We start from the raw sequence: 16145 nt of genomic DNA on the forward strand, positions 1-16145 counted from the left end.
TTATTAACCTTTAATTATCACTCTGTCTTCGTTACTATAAATATTAAAACTATCTTCTTTTACAAAACCTATCAATGTAATGTCAAACTTATTAGCTAAATCGATCGCTAGACTAGTTGGCGCACCAACTCCAATTAGAATACCAATATTGGTCATTAAAACCTTTTGAACTAGCTCAAAATTTAGTCTTCCAGAGCATGTTATAAATTGTGAAGAGGGGGTTAATAATCCCTTATTTAATGAATAACCAATTAATTTATCAAGAGCATTATGTCGACCAACATCCTCTTTTATACACACTATTCCACCATCGTTTGTAAATAGACCGCTAGCATGAATGCCACCTGTCTTAGAAAACTCTGATTGATTATCCCTTAGCACAGAAGGAGATTTGATAATTATTTCTTTAGAGATTTTAGGTAAAGATTTTAAGACCTTATCTTTTTTGATAATCTCTAATGAATCTAAAGAGGTTTTACCACAAACACCACAAGATGAATTTGTTAAAAAATTTCTTTTAATCTTATCAATATCTATGTTTTCAGAATTGTTTAATGTGACAACAATTTTATTTTGAAGTTTATATTCACCTACATAATCTCCAACACTCTCAATTTTCTCAATATATTCATTTTTTTCAATAATTTTTTCGTTGAAAAGAAAACCTCTAACTAGGTCTTCATCATTACCTGGCGTTCTCATTGTTATAGAGATTATATTTTGTATCCAAGTTTCTTTAGTTTTAAATTTAATTGAAATTTCTAAAGGTTCTTCAATAGAGATTAAGTCTTCTACATTATTTAAATTATTAGACTTATATTTTTGTATTTTATATTTTGAGTTCATTGGATTAACTTAAGGGGTAGTTCTTTTTTAAAATAAATTTATTTAAGATTATTCCAAAAATTAAAATTATTAGACAACCAAAAATTATAGGATTTATTAAATATTCAAATGAAACACCTCCAATGATGACCATAATAGGGTTTCCACCTGCTGGTGGATGAACAACATCTAACACAATCATAAAAAAAATACCGAACCCAACTGCCAAGGCAATATTTATAAATATTGGCAGATCAACATAGTTTATAAACAAAATTCCTATTAGTGCAGTTAAGAAATGACCAAAGAATATATTTTTAGGTTGAGCGAATGGGCTTTCAGGAAATCCGTATAGTAATACCATTGAAGAACCAAAAGAGGCTGCTAAAAATAACCCCATTGTAGTTTTATATGTGAGCAGCGTAAGAAACCCAATAGTAATAGTTGATAAAACTCCTGCGATAGATGCTTTTAAAAGTTTATCTTTAGTAATGTTAATCATGATTAAAACTTCAATGCCTTCGATATTGTTTTAAACGGTAATAAAAGACATTCTTTTCTTGAGATATTATCTTTATTCATAATTTCTTTGAAATCATTCCATTTTTTTTCAATTTTAATATCTGTTTCATTAAACAAACCTTCAATTGAAATAATAAGAGACTTAATATCACTTATATTTTGATCAATAATCTTTTGAGACAGCATACTAACTGATGCCTGACAATATACACATGAACGGCACTGGTAACCCATATCCTTAATTTTATCATTTTTCACAATTAATCTGATTTCCATTTCGTCACCACACAAGGGGTTTTTATTTTTTGAGTGATGGGTATGATTTTTAACTATTTTGTGATTTGCTGTGTTAGATGCAATTTCGAGAATTCTTAGGTCCATTATAATTCTTTAATTAAGAGATTAATGTTTTATATTTTGATTTATGAATGATAACAATATTTTAGCTGTTGTACTAGCAGGTGGAAAATCAAAAAGATTTGGGCAAGATAAAAATTGCGTAAAACTTGGATCCAAAACATTGCTAGAGCATGTTTTGTTCAAAATTAGCAATAAATTTGAAGAAATATTGATTGTCTCAAGTAATCCATTGAAGATAGAAGAAGCAAAAAATACCACAGTAATTCCAGATTGTTTTAATGATCTAGGACCTTTAGCAGGAGTGCTAAGTTCCATGAAGTGGGTAAAAGAAAATAAAAAATCATACAAATGGATTGCAACTTTTCCATCTGATACTCCATTTTTTGATCCAATTATTATTGAAGAATACAAAGCAAGAATTGAACAAAGTAAAAGTAGTTTATATTTTGTTAAATCTAACGAAAAAAGACATAATATTTTTGGTTTATGGTCAATTGATTTAATGGAAAAATTAGAAGAAGATTTAATAATAAATAATTATCGAAAAGTTGAGGAATGGGCTAATAAAGTTGGTGTGAGCACAATTGATATTAAAATAAAAAATTACGATCCTTTTTTTAATATAAATACCAAAGAAGACCTTGATGTTGCTCAAACTATTTTAAATCTTGATAAAAATGATTGATTACAAAAAAGCAAAAAGTATTTTAATAAAATCAAAAATAAACATTAAAGATGAAGTTATAAACACATCAAAATCATTAAATAGAATTAATGTTCAAGATATTTATTGTCCTGTGAATTATCCTGCAGGAACTAATGCTGCATTTGACGGGTTTGCCATTAATTCTAAAGATACATCTACGATTAATAAAAAAAGTCCTAAAGAATTTAAAATTTTAAAATCAATATCAGCAGGTGATAATCCTAAATTAAATAAAGTAAAAAAATTTCAAGCTGTTGAAGTGATGACGGGTGCTCTAATTCCTAAATATTTTGACACCATTATTCCCATAGAAAAAATTGTGTTTACTAACAATAAAAAGTCTATCGTAATAAATGAAAAGATTAAAACTAATCAACATATAAGACATGCAGGATCTGATTATAAAAAAAAGGAATTAGTTATTAATAAAGGAACTATTATTCAGCCATCGCATATCTTAGCCTTTAAAACATTAGGTATTAAAAGCATTAAGGTTAAAAAGAAGCTTAATATTTTATTTTTTTCCACAGGAAATGAAATTTCAAATAACATAGATATTGCTGATTGGAAGGTTAGAAATTCAAATAGTCATTATATAAAATCTTTATCTAATAATTTTTTGTTTAATTATATAGAAGGTGGAATTTTGAGAGATAAAGATGAACAGTTTTTTAAAAAACAAATTGATAAAAATCTTAGATCAAAAATAGATATCATAATTACCTCAGGTGCTGTTTCAGCAGGTAAACATGATTTTATCCCCTCTGTAGTAAAAAAATTTAATTTATCAAATTTTTTCAAAGGGGTGGCCATTAGACCGGGTAAACCAATTTTATTTGCTAAATTTAAAGGAAGTGAAAAGGCTTTTTTTGGGCTTCCAGGTAATCCTATTTCTTCTTCCGCCTGCTTTAGATTTTTTGTATATCCCTATATTTTAAATATCCTTGGAGTTAAGGAGGAAAAACCTTTTAAAGCTAAGTTAAAAAATTCTTTCTTTAAGAAAAAAAATTTTACTAGATTTATAAAAGCAAGGCTTACTACAACTCATAATGGAAATTTAGAAATCAAGGTACTCAAAGGTCAGGAATCTTTTAGAATAAAATCTTTTGTAGAGTCTAATATTTGGGGCCTATTTAAACATGGTCAGTCAAATTTTAAAAAGAGCGAACTTATTGATTGCTATTCTCCAATTGGTTCAAATATTAATATTTTTAAATAGATCTCATTTTTATTGTAGTGCCAATTAATAAGCATTAAGTATCGAATTATGATTGAGCTAAAAAATGAAAAAATTGCAATTCCAGTAGTTTTATTAGCAGGTCTTATATGGTCCTTTGGACCTTTGGTTGTAAGATACATGGATCAACCCAATTTAGTTCCATGGCAATATATTTTTGCAAGAGGCTTAACAATTTTTTTGATTTTAAATCTTTATCTTTTTTTTGAAGAAGGAAAAGACTTTTATAAGAATTATTTAAAAATTGGAATGTCGGGTGTTATTGGTGGAACTGGACTAGGTATTGCAATGATTACCTTTATTTATTCAATAACAAATACTAGTGCGGCTGTTACTTTACTTTGTTTAGCTGCAATGCCATTTTTTACAGCTTTATTAGGTTTCTTATTTTTAAAAGAAAAAATTTCACTTAATGTTTGGATAGCTATATTTATTGCAACTGTTGGAATAATAATCATAGCCATTGGTAATACTGAAAAAAATTCTTTATTAGGGCTTATTTTTGGAATGACTTCTTCAATTGGGTTTTCTGTTTTTTCAGTGACTTTAAGATGGAAAAAAGAAACTCCAAAATTTACAACAGTAGCTTTTGCAGGTCTTTTTTGCTTTGTAGTTGCTGCAATAGTTATTTTATCTAATGATATGGTTTTCTTGTCTTCAAGTTATAATGGAGCATTATTTTCTATACATGGAACGTTAGTTTGTATGGGTTTAATTTTATATTCTATTGGATCAAAAGCAATCCCCGCTGCAGAACTTACTTTATTATCACTTACTGAGGTTATAGGTGGAATATTTTGGGTATGGATTCCAATTTTAGGAATTAATGAAATTCCGTCGACTAATACGATAATAGGTGGCTTCTTTCTTTTTATGTCTATCATTTATTATAGTCTTACAATTAAAACTAATAGACGGTTTATTGCTCTTAATTAATTATAATGGAAAGACCTAATTTTTTTACTCTAAAGAATGGTGAAAAGGCTAAACTACCTTTTACAGATCAAGAATATCAAAGTCGATTAACTAAATTAAGAACCACAATGAGTAAAAATAATCTTGATATGATTATTTTAACTTCAATGCACAACATTGCTTACTATACAGGATTTATTTATTGTTCTTTTGGTAGACCTTATGGCTGTGTAGTAACGGCTAATAAAATTTCAACAATTTCAGCAAACATTGATGCTAGTCAACCTTGGCGTAGATCTCATAGTGATAATGTTATTTATACTGATTGGAAAAGAGATAATTTTTTAAAAGCAATTGTTTCAATTATTGGAAGAGATGAACCCCCTAAGAATATTGGTATTGAAAATGATCATGTAACCTTAGATGTTAAAGAAAAGCTTACGTCTATTTTTACTTTTTCAGTTTTCAGCGATGTTTCAAAAGATTTAATGCAACTTAGAATGATTAAATCTGCTGAAGAAATAGAAATTATTAAAAATGGTGCAAGAATTGCTGATCTTGGGGGCGAAGAGATTGTCAAAAATATTAAGGTTGGAGAAAGCGAGCTTGAAATTGCAATAGCCGGTAGAGATAGAATGGAGCGTGAAATTGCAAAAACGTATCCAGATGCTGAATATATGGATACCTGGGTTTGGTTTCAGTCGGGACTTAATACGGATGGTGCTCATAACCCAAAAACCAACAGAAAATTAAAATCAGGTGATATTCTTTCTTTAAATACTTTCCCTATGATCTCAGGGTACTACACAGCTTTAGAGAGAACTCTTTTTTTAGATAAAATAGATGATGCATCCTTAAAAGCTTGGGAAGCAAATGTTAAAGTTCATAAAAGAGGACTAGAGTTAATTAAACCAGGTGTAAAATGTTCTGATATTTGTCATGAGTTGAATGAACTATTTGCTGAGCTTGGTTATCTTCATTATCGAACATTTGGTTATGGTCATTCATTTGGTGTCTTATCTCATTTCTATGGAAGAGAAGCAGGACTAGAACTTCGTGAAGATATAGATACCGTATTAGAGGAAAACATGGTGGTTTCTATGGAACCAATGATCATGATACCAGAGGGTAAACCAGGAGCTGGTGGATATAGAGAGCATGATATCTTGGTTATAGGAAAAGATAATGCAGAAAACATTACTAAGTTTCCTTTTGGTCCAGAACATAATATTATCAAATCATAAATTATGAGTGAAAAAACTGTAGTAAATAGTTGGAATGAATGGGATCCTTTAAAACATGTAATTGTTGGCAAAGCTGATGGCACTTGTATTCCAGCACCAGAACCTGCATTAGATGCAAAAGTTCCAGAGGACAGTGACATGCGAGGTCAGTTTGGACCAAGAACAAAAGATACAGTTGATAAGGCAAATGAACTTTTAGACAATTTTTCAAACATGCTTGAAAAAAGAGGTATCAAGGTCGATAGACCAGACCCAATAGATTTTAGCCAAAAAACATCTACACCAGACTGGGAAGCGGAAACAATGTTTGGCTGCATGCCACCACGAGATGTATTGTTAACTGTGGGTAGTGAAATTTTAGAAGCCACTATGAGTTATAGATGTAGATGGTTTGAGTACCTTTGTTACCGACCATTATTACAGAAATATTATAATGAAGACCCTAATATGAGACACGAGTCTGCGCCAAAACCAAGATTAACTGATGCAGATTATAGGAAAGATTATTTATCAGATAAAATTGGTATTCAAAAAAGATTAGAGTGGACTGAAGATAAGTTTTTTGTAACAACTGAAGAAGAACCATTATTTGATGCAGCAGATGTTTTAAGATTTGGAAAAGATTTAGTAGTTCAACATGGATTTACTACCAATCTTAAAGGAATTGATTGGCTTAAAAGACATTTTAAAGATCATAGAGTTCATGCTGTTAATTTTCCAGGTGATCCTTATCCAATTCATATCGATGCAACCTTTACTCCTATTAAAGAAGGATTAATCATTAATAATCCTCAAAGAAGATTGCCAAAAGAACAAAGAAAATTATTTGAAAATAATGGATGGGAAATTATTGATAGCGCACAACCCGCACATAATGAGCCACCACCATTATGTTATTCTTCAACTTGGTTATCAATGAACGTCCTAGTATTGGATCCAAAAACTGTTTGTGTTGAAAAAAGTGAAGTATATCAGGCAGAACAATTAGATAAATTAGGAATGGAAGTAATCCCTGTTGAATTAAGAGATGCTTATGCATTTGGTGGAGGTCTTCATTGTTGTACAGCAGATGTTTACCGTGAAGGTGAATTAAAAGATTATTTTCCAAAACAATAAATATGGCAACAGTTAAAACAAAAAGAGAGCGAATAAAATTTGCTTCTGACAATGTAGCAGGCGCATGTCCTGAGGTATTAGATGCAGTATTGAAAGCTAATGATGGTGACAGCACGCCATACGGTAATGACCAAATATCAGCTGAATTACAAAAGAAGTTTTCAGAACTATTTGAAAAAGATGTAATTGTTTTTCCAACTGCATCAGGAACAGCTGCTAATGCTTTAGCTTTAGCAACAATGACACCGTCATATGGTAATATTTATTGTCATAAACTTTCTCATATTAATACAGATGAATGTGGGGCACCTGAGTTTTATACAGGGGGTGGAAAATTAGTTACTTTAAATGGGATTAATGGAAAAATAACACCCGAAGAATTAGATAAAGCTATTACTGGTAAAGGCATTGTGCATCATACTCAACCTGCTTCAGTAAGCATTACTCAAGTTTGTGAAACTGGAGAAGTATACCAATTAGATGAGATTAAAAAGATTTCTGAAATTACACATAAGCATAACTTAAACATGCACATGGATGGAGCAAGATTTGCAAACGCTTTAACTGCATTAAATTGTACTCCTGCTGAGATGACCTGGAAATCAGGCATTGATGTTTTATCATTTGGAGCAACCAAAAATGGTTGTCTTGCAGCAGAGGCAATTATTTTTTTTAATAAAGATCTAGTTGGTAATATTGCTTTTTTAATGAAAAGAGCAGGGCATTTATTGTCTAAGATGCGTTTTGTATCTGCTCAGCTTGATGCATATATTTCAAATGATGTCTGGCTAAGAAATGCAAGACATGCAAATAAGATGGGAAAAAAATTAAGTGAAGGATTAGCAAAACATAATAGTATCAAACTAGCATACCCAACAGAAGCAAACGAAGTTTTTGCAAAATTTCCAAGAAATATGATTGAGCATTTAAATTCTGAAGGCTACAAAATGAATGAAGATGAGCTTGATGGACAAGCAGTAAGATTAGTTGCTGCCTGGAATACTCAAGAGAGCGATGTGGATCAATTATTAGAGACCTTAAAAAAATCTAACTAGGATTTTGTTTTAAAAATTCAATATATTTAACAACTTCATCAAATTGTTCGTCAGGTATATCTTTATAAGAGTTCTCAAACTTCTCTTTGACACATAAAGCAACATGAGCGTAGGGGTTTCTTCCTTTAGGATGATTTGGATGGCTTGGTAACTGACCTAGTAAATAATCGCCAGCTTCCTGTATCATTTTCCACAGTTTACTTGCGTTTTCTTTATTCACATTAACCTATTTTTTGTTTTATCTCTTCTGCTACAAGTTTTCTACAAGTTATCCTATAAAATCCTATAACAATATTCAAGAAGCCTAAGGCGTGGCTATTGATAATCCTTAAAAAATGCTTTTTGATTTTCTGCTTCTGCAATCATTTTTTTAATCTTTGCAACTGTCATGTGACATTCCAAATACACTGTACTTTTTGAAATTAAACTTCCTAATTCTTTATTTGTAAGCTCTTTATTTTTTTGTGGAGAAAGACTTACGTTATTAGAGCGTACAAAAGTTTTTAATGTTGAGGATTTAATTCCAAAATGAACACCCTGGACACCTTCTTCTACCCAAGTTGCAACAGCAATTCCTACAATATTACCATTTTGATTTATTATTGGTCCTCCACTATTGCCTTGATTAATAGATGCATCTGTTTGAAAATTTGAAAAATTATCTCCTACCCCCGATAAAGATGTTACGACACCTTTGTGAGTTTTAATTGAAGAGCTGATGCTTTTACCTAATGGATAACCTGCTACAATCACATCTTCTAGTAACGAAACATCTTGATTAGAAATTGAAAAAAAAGTATCAAAATTTCTATTTATTTTTAATAAAGCTATATCATTAGCCTTATCAACGGCAACTATATTTGTTTCAAGCTGTTCACCATTTAAATGGACTTTATTAAAATCACACCCATCTACTACATGATAATTGGTTATCAAATAACCATTTTTAGATATAAAAAAACCTGATCCAGATCCTGCTGGTACAATCTTATTATCGTCAAGACTTATCTTTGGTTTACTTTCTTTAGGTTCAACTTCTTTTGGTTCTTCCTTTTCAGCGATTAGAATTTTTTCTTTTTGCTTACAATCATAGATATCCGCTGTCGATGATACTTTTGTCCTCGAGTCAGGCAACATACCATCTTTAAATTCTCCAGTTACCACAAAATGAGTAGCATTTAAACTTACAACTTCATTTGCAATTTTAATTCTATTTTTTATTATGTCAGCGTTGAACGATGACCAGCCAGCGTGTGTGTGCTTTGTAGATTTAATGTACTTACAATTCTTGTTTTTTACAAAATTTATATTAACTGCTGCTATTCTACTGGTTTCTCCAGTAATATTTATATTTCCACCTGAAGTATTAGTTGTTTCGCAACCTTGTAAAAATAAGGCAAGCAATATTAAACCTATAATATTTTTCATAATAAAATGTTATCAAAAACCTCTAGAATTGACTATTTGATTTATCTCTTTTTCTACAAGTTTAAGATCAAGTTTTTTAATTAAATTGATGAGTCTTTAAGCGATTTATTTTAAGCTAACTTTTTATTATCCGCATAAGTACTGTAGTTTAGTGTAGGTTAATGTGGGATAGGTTGAACCGCTGCTCCCGTAAATAATCGCCAGCTTCCTGAATAATTTTCCAGAGTTTACTTGCGTTTTCTTTGTTCATCAAAATGAGATTAATCTCTAAAGTTTACAAATTCTACGGGAAGACCAATATCAATAGCAGTTATTGCTGACATTGTTTCTTGAAGATCATCTCTTTTTTTTCCTTCAGCACGTAACTCTTCACCTTGAATTTTTATCTGAATTTTAAGTTTTAGTTTTTTTATTTCAGCAATAATTTTTTTAGCATTTTCTTGGCTAATACCTTCTTGGAGTTCACTAACTTGTCTAATTGATGAACCTGCAGCATTTTCTGAATTTTTAACTGATAATACTCTTGGATCTACCTTTCGTCGTATAAGATGAACCTGTAATAATTCATTAACTTGTTTTAATTTTAGCTCATCGGGAGCTAAGGTGGTGATAATCTTATCTTTTCTTTCAATTGAGATATGAAGTCCTTTAAAGTCAAATCGATTACCAATTTCTCTAAGGCAGTTTGCAAGAGCGTTATCAAACTCTGGGTAACTAACTTTACTGATTACATCAAATGAAGGCATAATTTTTTATTATCTAATGAATTGACCTTAACAAAAATTTTCATAATTGACTATTTGATTTATTTTGAAACTCTTTTAAGTTGTAATTATATGGAAGATTTAGTCAAAAAATTAGAAGAACAGATCAGCTTTCTTCAAAATGAAATATCGCAAATGAGTGATGAAATGTATTCTCAACAAAAAGAAGTATCAGTTTTAAAAAAACAAGTTTCAAATCTTGAAAAAAGAATTAACGAATTAGAGAGCAGTGATGAAGCGGGTATGGTTATGATTGATAAAAAACCCCCACATTATTAAACTTTATTATTAATCCATGACAGAACAATTTGATGTTATTGTAGTAGGTGCGGGTGCCGCTGGTATGATGAGTGCCATAGAAGCTGGCAAACGGGGACGTAAAGTACTTTTAGTTGATCATGCAAAAAAGATAGGAGAAAAAATTAGAATATCAGGTGGTGGACGATGTAATTTTACCAACATACATACTCATCCTAGTAAGTTTATTTCAAACAATCCTAAATTTGTAATATCAGCTTTAAAACAATACACCCAAAATAATTTCATAGATTTAATAAAGAAACATAATATTAAATTTCATGAAAAAAAATTAGGACAGCTCTTTTGTGATGAAAGTGCTCAACAAATTATAGATATGCTACTTTTAGAATGTGAGATGGCAAAAGTAGTTTTAAAAAAAGATACAACTATTGATGATATAGACAAACAAGATGATAAATATTTTATAGTTGTTGGAAGTGATAAATACTTCTGTCAGTCATTAATTGTTGCAACAGGTGGTTTATCTATTCCAAAAATTGGAGCAAGTAAATTTGGCTATGATATTGCTCAAAAATTTGGTTTAAAAGTTATTGAAACATTACCTGCACTAGTTCCTTTAACATTTAGTGAAAAAATACTAGCAATTTGTAAGGAACTTACTGGATTATCTGTTGAAGCAGTTGTTTCATTTAAAAAAACTTTTTTTGAGGAAGGAATGTTATTTACTCATAGAGGTTTGAGTGGACCTTCTATATTGCAGATCTCTTCTTATTGGAAATTAGGAGATAATATCAAAGTTAATTTATCACCAAAACTTGATGTAGATAAATTTCTAAATGATAGAAAGATCTCTAGTCCTAAACAAGATATAGGCATTATAGTTTCTGAAATTCTCCCTAAACGGTTAGCTCATATAATTTGTAATGAAAATAATGTTAATGGAAATATATGTGAATTATCCAACAAAGTATTAACTAGTTTGAGTAATTCTATAAACGCGTGGGTGATAAATCCAATAGGAACCGAAGGTTATAGAACTGCTGAAGTAACTTTGGGTGGTATTGATACTGAAGAAATTTCTTCTAAAACAATGATGTCCAATAAACACCCTGGATTATTTTTTATCGGAGAAGTTGTAGATGTTACTGGTCATTTAGGTGGTTATAATTTTCAATGGGCTTGGTCTTCTGGATATGTGGCAGGTCAATATGCTTAAAGACTAGTTATTGGTGGAATTATCTCAGTTTTTTTTATATTCAACACCTTTTCTATCCAGTATTTCTTTTACTTTATCAGAATAAGGTTCATCAATATGTTCGGTAGTAGGATTTAATTCGATTCCGGCTGGCGTGATAGTAGATGGCATAGCAACGAACTGAGAATCAGGATTTTCAACTGTTTCTCTAACCCTCATTCTGTAGATACCAAACACACCTATTAAAGCATGAAAGAAAAGTAAAAATACAAAAAAACCATTAGAGCCAACAATATTCATAAATATTGAACAAAGGAATGGACCACTCATAGCACCCAAGCCAAATGTAAATTGTATACCAGCTCCAGCTGCTACAAATTTTTCTTTTGGTATATAGTCATTAGTGTGCGCACAAATCAAAGAGAACATTGGTAAGCTACAAATTGAAAATAAAATTAAAAAAATAAAAAACCATACTTTACTTGTGGCAAGTTCACCAGGTAAGTACATCTGACCTGATGATAGAATAGCAAGTAAAGCAAATAAAGATGCACCAAATGTTGAAATTATTATTACTTTTCTCCTATCATATTTATCAGAAAGTTTTCCAATAGGATATTGAGAGATAGCACCAGAAATTGCTAAAAGAAAAGTCACAAGTGATATTTGAAAAATAGTAAAATTCATTGAGGCCGCATATACTGCTAACAATGTAAATAGTGCAGACTGGATTGTTCCATAAAAAAGAGCACTTACCATTCCAAATGGTGAAGTTTCATAAAGTTCTTTTAAAGGCATACCTTGAATTTTTTTAAATGTAGGTGGTTTTTTTTTAGTTAAGAGAATAGGTATAAGGGCAAGAGACGTAATAATTGAAACCAATATAAAGGGTTGATAATTTTCAGGTCTACTAAAGTTCAATAAAAACATTCCTATACCCATTGATCCATATAAAATAACCATATAAATCGATAAAATACTTCCTCTATTTTTATTGCTTGATCTGTCATTCAACCAACTTTCAGCAACAGTATAAATACAAACCATACTTATTCCTGTTAAAACTCTTAGAATAAACCATACATAAGGATTAATAAATATTGAGTGAACCAAGATAACCAAAGATGCTAAAGACGCAAAAGCTGCAAAAACTCTAATATGACCTACTTTGGAAATAAGATTAGAAATTGTCATTGCACCTATAAAGTACCCAACAAAATAACCTGACATCATAAACCCAGTTGCCGTTAGACTAAATTGTTCTTGAACAGCCCTTACACCTAATAGGGACCCTTGAAATCCATAGGCCATCATTAAGAACCCAATACCTAAAAACAATGCCCAAGAGTTCTTTAAAACTTTATTCATAAAACTGACCGTACTTATTTGCGATCTAGATGTAAATCAAGTCTTTATTATGATAAAATTATGAATTTCTTAGTTTAATAAAAGAGTGAATGGCAATCGCTGTGATGATAACGGCACCACCCTGGATAGTCTCAAGGCTGGGTTGTTCTTTAATAATTAACCACACCCAAATAGGACCAATTATAGTCTCTAGTAAGAAGAATAGGTTTACTTCAGCTGCAGGTATGAACCTTGGAGCTATAGTCACTAGCACAAAAGGTATAGCAACACACATAACACACATTAAAGGAACAATAATTAGATCACTATCAACTAGTGCAAAGCTTTCAATGAACAGAAGTGCAAACATTGCTACAATTAATTTTCCAACAACAGCTGCTGGGATTAAGTTTTTATCCTTTGCGGATCTAATAGTAACTGCTCCAACTGCCAAACCTAAAGCAGTTATTAGGCCTAATATATCTCCAAAAAAGTTACCTAATTGTATTGAATCGTAGAATATATAAATAGCAGCAGTAAAAGTTACAAATATTGTAATCCATGTTTTTCTATCAGGCAATTCTTTTAAAAATATTGCACCAAGCACTGCAGATAACATAGGAGCCATTGCAATCATAACTAATGTGTTTGCAACATTGGTATTTTGTATTGAAACAACAAAGGTAATATTGGTTACAGAGAAAGTACCAATATAAAGTAAGCCATGATAGCCACTTGAAAAAAGCATTTTAAAGAAATTTAATTTATAAATTAATAACATTCCTAAAAATACAGTGATGAAAGGAATAAGGCCTCGATAAAAAACAAGCCCCCAAGTATCAACATTAGAAAGTCTTATAAATAAACTATCGGGAGTAATAAACATTACTGCAACAAATGCGAGTAAAGATCCTTTTTGCTGGTCGGATAATTTGTTCAAGCTTTTAATCCTTTCCAAAATGTTTTTGCAAGATTAATGCTTGTAAGATCATAAAAAGATTTTAATCCTGTAGGAGAGGTTACATTAATATCTCCATTTAATTTTTGGTCGATAAAATCAATACCAGAAAAATAGATGTCATTTTTTTTAAGATCTTTACCAATTATATTTGAAATTTTATTTTCTAATTTTGTTAATTTAACTGAGATAGGTATCGCTCCTTTACTCATGTTGCTTAAGAAAGATCCTTTTTTTGGAACTCTAGAGATCGCACCACAAACTTTGCCATTAATTATAAAAACTCTTTTATCTCCAAACTTAATTTTAGGTAAAAACTTTTGACACATAATATGTCCATGTTTTTTTATGAAATTTGTAATCAATTTCGTATTTATTTTATTTTGAAATAAGTGAATATCATTGCCACTAAAACTATGAATAGGTTTTATAATCATTTTTTTATTTTTAGAAAAAAACTTATTAATTTCATTTATATCTTTTGTGAAAATTGTATCTGGCATATATTTTTGAAAAGATGTTGAGTATAGTTTTTCAGAGATATTTCTAATAGAGGTTGGATTATTAATAATTTTAACTTTATTTTTTATCTTATCTAAAATGTAAGTTGTTGAAATATATTCTAAATTGAAAGGAGGATCTTGACGTATTAAAATATACTTACATTGTGCAAGTTCTAGTTTTTGTTGGTTTAATATTTTAAAAAAACGCTTATTTGAATAATTAAACTCTACGTAAAATCCATTCGCTACGACCTTATCGTTAATAATTGAGAGGTCTTTAGGTTCATAATAAAAAATTTTGTATTTTAACCTTTGTGCTTCAATGGCTAGAAATATACTAGTATCCGTTAGAGGCTTTAGTTTTGAAGGATGATCACCTTGAATTGCAACTATCTTATTTGTCATATAAATCGTTTAAATTTTCATTCTTAGAAAATTTATCTATCATATGATCTGCGTTTGTTGTCTTATTATCAATCAGTTTATCTAAGTGATTTAAAAACTTAGCCTCATTATCATTAGATTTACTCAAAATGTCTCTGTTTAATAATCCTTTTCTAGAAATCCCAAGGAGCAAGGATGACCAATGTAATAGGTCTTTTCCCATCAACTCAGTGTTAAACCCTTTTTTAGGTGCTTCTAGGTAGGCATTAATTATTTTATTCTTATCCCACTTAGAAATTAATTCGTAAGCCTCATCTAAATTTCCATATAATATTCCAGTATTAAAAGCAGGTCCAGAACACAAACAATCCCAACCACAAGTGTCCATTGATCTTAACTCTATATATTTCTTAAGTCTATTTTCTGTAAAAATTGTACTTAGGTGAGTGGTTAAATCGTCTTCGGTTGGAAGCCTGTTATTAATTTCACTAATTTTTCCATTCATGAAATCTGAAAATGAATAATTGCTTCCTGATAAATATTCTTTTTCGTTTTGAATAAATAATAAAGGAAAGTTTATTGAAAAATCTGCATATTTTTCAAAATCCATATTATCAAAAAAAACTTCAGGTAAACCTCCTCTCGATGTTTCTTGCCAAACTTTAGAACGATAAGAACTGAAACCACTATTTTTTTTTTCAATTATTGAAGAATTTGCAAAAAGGGCAATAGATATTGGAACTATAGAATTAACTATCTTAAACTTTTTAATAAAATCTTTTTCAGAATCGTAATCCAGGTTAAGTTGCGTACCACAAGTTCTATACATCATATCTAAGCTTAAAGAACCACCATTAGGCATATCCTTAGTCATTACTTGATATCTTTGTTTTGGATTATTAGGAACTTCACTAAGGGTTGAAATTGGATCAAAACCAGCACTAACAATTTTTAAATTTAATTTTTTTGTTACTTGCTGTAACTCAAATAAATAATCATGAGACTCAGCACATGCTTCATGGATATTATTTAGTTTATCACCTGATAACTCAATTTGATTTCCAGGTTCAAGAGTAATACTTTTTCCTTGTTTCTGTAACCCAATAATATTTTCTTTTTCCATTATTGGCTTCCAGCCAAATTCACTTAGAAGTGAAAACATTTTAAGGATAGTAGGGTAATCTACTCTTTTGTTTGTTTTTTCATCAAATAAAAATTTTTCATGTTCAATGCCAATTTTAAAATTTTTAACATCTTTAATTCCAGACTCAAAATATTTGATTATATGTTCTTTATGAGTGATCATTGATTTATATATAAGGATT

Annotated in this window: 18 protein-coding genes; 8 read left to right on the forward strand and 10 right to left on the reverse strand. The window is 30.1% G+C overall.

Features of this window, described 5'->3' with window-relative positions; translation table 11 throughout:
- Positions 1–3: 3 nt before the first annotated feature.
- The 3 genes from fdhD to AC5SML_RS01450 are packed head-to-tail and all read right to left on the reverse strand — an operon-like array spanning position 4 to position 1728.
- A complete protein-coding gene (gene fdhD, locus AC5SML_RS01440; protein ID WP_006997231.1) occupies positions 4–846 on the reverse strand; it encodes a formate dehydrogenase accessory sulfurtransferase FdhD in 843 nt (280 codons plus the stop codon).
- 4 nt (positions 847–850) lie between these two features.
- Positions 851–1327, reverse strand: coding sequence for an HPP family protein (locus tag AC5SML_RS01445; protein WP_006997230.1), 477 nt, complete (start codon positions 1325–1327; stop codon positions 851–853).
- Positions 1328–1329: 2 nt separating this feature from the next.
- Positions 1330–1728, reverse strand: coding sequence for an iron-sulfur cluster assembly scaffold protein (locus tag AC5SML_RS01450; RefSeq protein ID WP_006997229.1), 399 nt, complete (start codon positions 1726–1728; stop codon positions 1330–1332).
- A gap of 43 nt (positions 1729–1771) precedes the next feature.
- On the opposite strand from AC5SML_RS01450, the gene AC5SML_RS01455 reads away from it, so the two are divergent.
- Genes AC5SML_RS01455 through AC5SML_RS01480 form a run of 6 tightly spaced genes read left to right on the forward strand, consistent with a single transcriptional unit; the run spans position 1772 to position 7980 of the window.
- A complete protein-coding gene (locus AC5SML_RS01455) occupies positions 1772–2392 on the forward strand; it encodes a molybdenum cofactor guanylyltransferase (protein ID WP_271626524.1) in 621 nt (206 codons plus the stop codon).
- Positions 2385–3632, forward strand: coding sequence for a molybdopterin molybdotransferase MoeA (locus tag AC5SML_RS01460; protein ID WP_494617385.1), 1248 nt, complete (start codon positions 2385–2387; stop codon positions 3630–3632). The genes AC5SML_RS01455 and AC5SML_RS01460 overlap by 8 nt, the downstream gene beginning before the upstream one ends.
- A gap of 48 nt (positions 3633–3680) precedes the next feature.
- Positions 3681–4586, forward strand: a complete 906-nt coding sequence (locus AC5SML_RS01465; protein WP_006997226.1) for a DMT family transporter — start codon at positions 3681–3683, stop codon at positions 4584–4586.
- Positions 4587–4591: 5 nt separating this feature from the next.
- Positions 4592–5809 carry an aminopeptidase P family protein gene (locus tag AC5SML_RS01470; RefSeq protein ID WP_006997225.1) on the forward strand — a complete coding sequence of 406 codons (1218 nt, stop codon included), beginning with the start codon at positions 4592–4594 and terminating at the stop codon, positions 5807–5809.
- Between the two features lie 3 nt (positions 5810–5812).
- Positions 5813–6925: a serine/threonine protein kinase gene (locus tag AC5SML_RS01475; RefSeq protein WP_011281870.1), complete on the forward strand. Its 1113-nt coding sequence runs from the start codon at positions 5813–5815 to the stop codon at positions 6923–6925.
- 2 nt (positions 6926–6927) lie between these two features.
- Positions 6928–7980: a threonine aldolase family protein gene (locus AC5SML_RS01480; RefSeq protein WP_018413944.1), complete on the forward strand. Its 1053-nt coding sequence runs from the start codon at positions 6928–6930 to the stop codon at positions 7978–7980.
- Here the strand turns inward: AC5SML_RS01480 and AC5SML_RS01485 are convergent.
- The 3 genes from AC5SML_RS01485 to AC5SML_RS01495 form a co-directional block, all read right to left on the reverse strand.
- A complete protein-coding gene (locus AC5SML_RS01485; RefSeq protein WP_271564172.1) occupies positions 7973–8200 on the reverse strand; it encodes a hypothetical protein in 228 nt (75 codons plus the stop codon). The genes AC5SML_RS01480 and AC5SML_RS01485 overlap by 8 nt on opposite strands.
- A 95-nt stretch (positions 8201–8295) precedes the next feature.
- Positions 8296–9408 (reverse strand): S1C family serine protease, encoded by a 1113-nt coding sequence (locus AC5SML_RS01490; RefSeq protein WP_494617387.1) that lies wholly within the window; start codon positions 9406–9408, stop codon positions 8296–8298.
- Between the two features lie 260 nt (positions 9409–9668).
- Positions 9669–10154: a YajQ family cyclic di-GMP-binding protein gene (locus AC5SML_RS01495; RefSeq protein ID WP_494587477.1), complete on the reverse strand. Its 486-nt coding sequence runs from the start codon at positions 10152–10154 to the stop codon at positions 9669–9671.
- A 90-nt stretch (positions 10155–10244) separates the two neighbouring features.
- Between AC5SML_RS01495 and AC5SML_RS01500 the strand changes: the two genes are divergently transcribed.
- Both AC5SML_RS01500 and AC5SML_RS01505 read left to right on the forward strand, forming a co-directional pair.
- The gene (locus AC5SML_RS01500) at positions 10245–10451 is read left to right on the forward strand and encodes a SlyX family protein (RefSeq protein WP_027306671.1); all 207 of its coding nucleotides are present in this window, start codon (positions 10245–10247) and stop codon (positions 10449–10451) included.
- Positions 10452–10467: 16 nt separating this feature from the next.
- Positions 10468–11649, forward strand: a complete 1182-nt coding sequence (locus AC5SML_RS01505; protein WP_494617388.1) for a BaiN/RdsA family NAD(P)/FAD-dependent oxidoreductase — start codon at positions 10468–10470, stop codon at positions 11647–11649.
- A 24-nt stretch (positions 11650–11673) separates the two neighbouring features.
- On the opposite strand, the gene AC5SML_RS01510 is transcribed toward AC5SML_RS01505, so the two are convergent.
- The 4 genes from AC5SML_RS01510 to AC5SML_RS01525 are packed head-to-tail and all read right to left on the reverse strand — an operon-like array spanning position 11674 to position 16126.
- Positions 11674–12996: an MFS transporter gene (locus tag AC5SML_RS01510; RefSeq protein WP_011281876.1), complete on the reverse strand. Its 1323-nt coding sequence runs from the start codon at positions 12994–12996 to the stop codon at positions 11674–11676.
- 58 nt (positions 12997–13054) lie between these two features.
- Positions 13055–13915: a DMT family transporter gene (locus AC5SML_RS01515; protein WP_011281877.1), complete on the reverse strand. Its 861-nt coding sequence runs from the start codon at positions 13913–13915 to the stop codon at positions 13055–13057.
- A complete protein-coding gene (gene gshB / locus AC5SML_RS01520; RefSeq protein ID WP_494617389.1) occupies positions 13912–14841 on the reverse strand; it encodes a glutathione synthase in 930 nt (309 codons plus the stop codon). The genes AC5SML_RS01515 and gshB overlap by 4 nt, the downstream gene beginning before the upstream one ends.
- A complete protein-coding gene (locus AC5SML_RS01525; RefSeq protein ID WP_494574210.1) occupies positions 14831–16126 on the reverse strand; it encodes a glutamate--cysteine ligase in 1296 nt (431 codons plus the stop codon). Before AC5SML_RS01525 ends, gshB begins: the two co-directional genes overlap by 11 nt.
- Positions 16127–16145 lie beyond the last annotated feature (19 nt).

This window comes from Candidatus Pelagibacter sp. PS_17 (genome assembly GCF_059417945.1).

Coding starts and splice junctions, on each gene's coding strand:
- fdhD (WP_006997231.1), bottom strand. CDS start 846: ATGAACTCAAAATATAAAATACAAAAATATAAGTCTAATAATTTAAAT.
- AC5SML_RS01445 (WP_006997230.1), bottom strand. CDS start 1,327: ATGATTAACATTACTAAAGATAAACTTTTAAAAGCATCTATCGCAGGA.
- AC5SML_RS01450 (WP_006997229.1), bottom strand. CDS start 1,728: ATGGACCTAAGAATTCTCGAAATTGCATCTAACACAGCAAATCACAAA.
- AC5SML_RS01455 (WP_271626524.1), top strand. CDS start 1,772: ATGAATGATAACAATATTTTAGCTGTTGTACTAGCAGGTGGAAAATCA.
- AC5SML_RS01460 (WP_494617385.1), top strand. CDS start 2,385: ATGATTGATTACAAAAAAGCAAAAAGTATTTTAATAAAATCAAAAATA.
- AC5SML_RS01465 (WP_006997226.1), top strand. CDS start 3,681: ATGATTGAGCTAAAAAATGAAAAAATTGCAATTCCAGTAGTTTTATTA.
- AC5SML_RS01470 (WP_006997225.1), top strand. CDS start 4,592: ATGGAAAGACCTAATTTTTTTACTCTAAAGAATGGTGAAAAGGCTAAA.
- AC5SML_RS01475 (WP_011281870.1), top strand. CDS start 5,813: ATGAGTGAAAAAACTGTAGTAAATAGTTGGAATGAATGGGATCCTTTA.
- AC5SML_RS01480 (WP_018413944.1), top strand. CDS start 6,928: ATGGCAACAGTTAAAACAAAAAGAGAGCGAATAAAATTTGCTTCTGAC.
- AC5SML_RS01490 (WP_494617387.1), bottom strand. CDS start 9,408: ATGAAAAATATTATAGGTTTAATATTGCTTGCCTTATTTTTACAAGGT.
- AC5SML_RS01495 (WP_494587477.1), bottom strand. CDS start 10,154: ATGCCTTCATTTGATGTAATCAGTAAAGTTAGTTACCCAGAGTTTGAT.
- AC5SML_RS01500 (WP_027306671.1), top strand. CDS start 10,245: ATGGAAGATTTAGTCAAAAAATTAGAAGAACAGATCAGCTTTCTTCAA.
- AC5SML_RS01505 (WP_494617388.1), top strand. CDS start 10,468: ATGACAGAACAATTTGATGTTATTGTAGTAGGTGCGGGTGCCGCTGGT.
- AC5SML_RS01510 (WP_011281876.1), bottom strand. CDS start 12,996: ATGAATAAAGTTTTAAAGAACTCTTGGGCATTGTTTTTAGGTATTGGG.
- gshB (WP_494617389.1), bottom strand. CDS start 14,841: ATGACAAATAAGATAGTTGCAATTCAAGGTGATCATCCTTCAAAACTA.
- AC5SML_RS01525 (WP_494574210.1), bottom strand. CDS start 16,126: ATGATCACTCATAAAGAACATATAATCAAATATTTTGAGTCTGGAATT.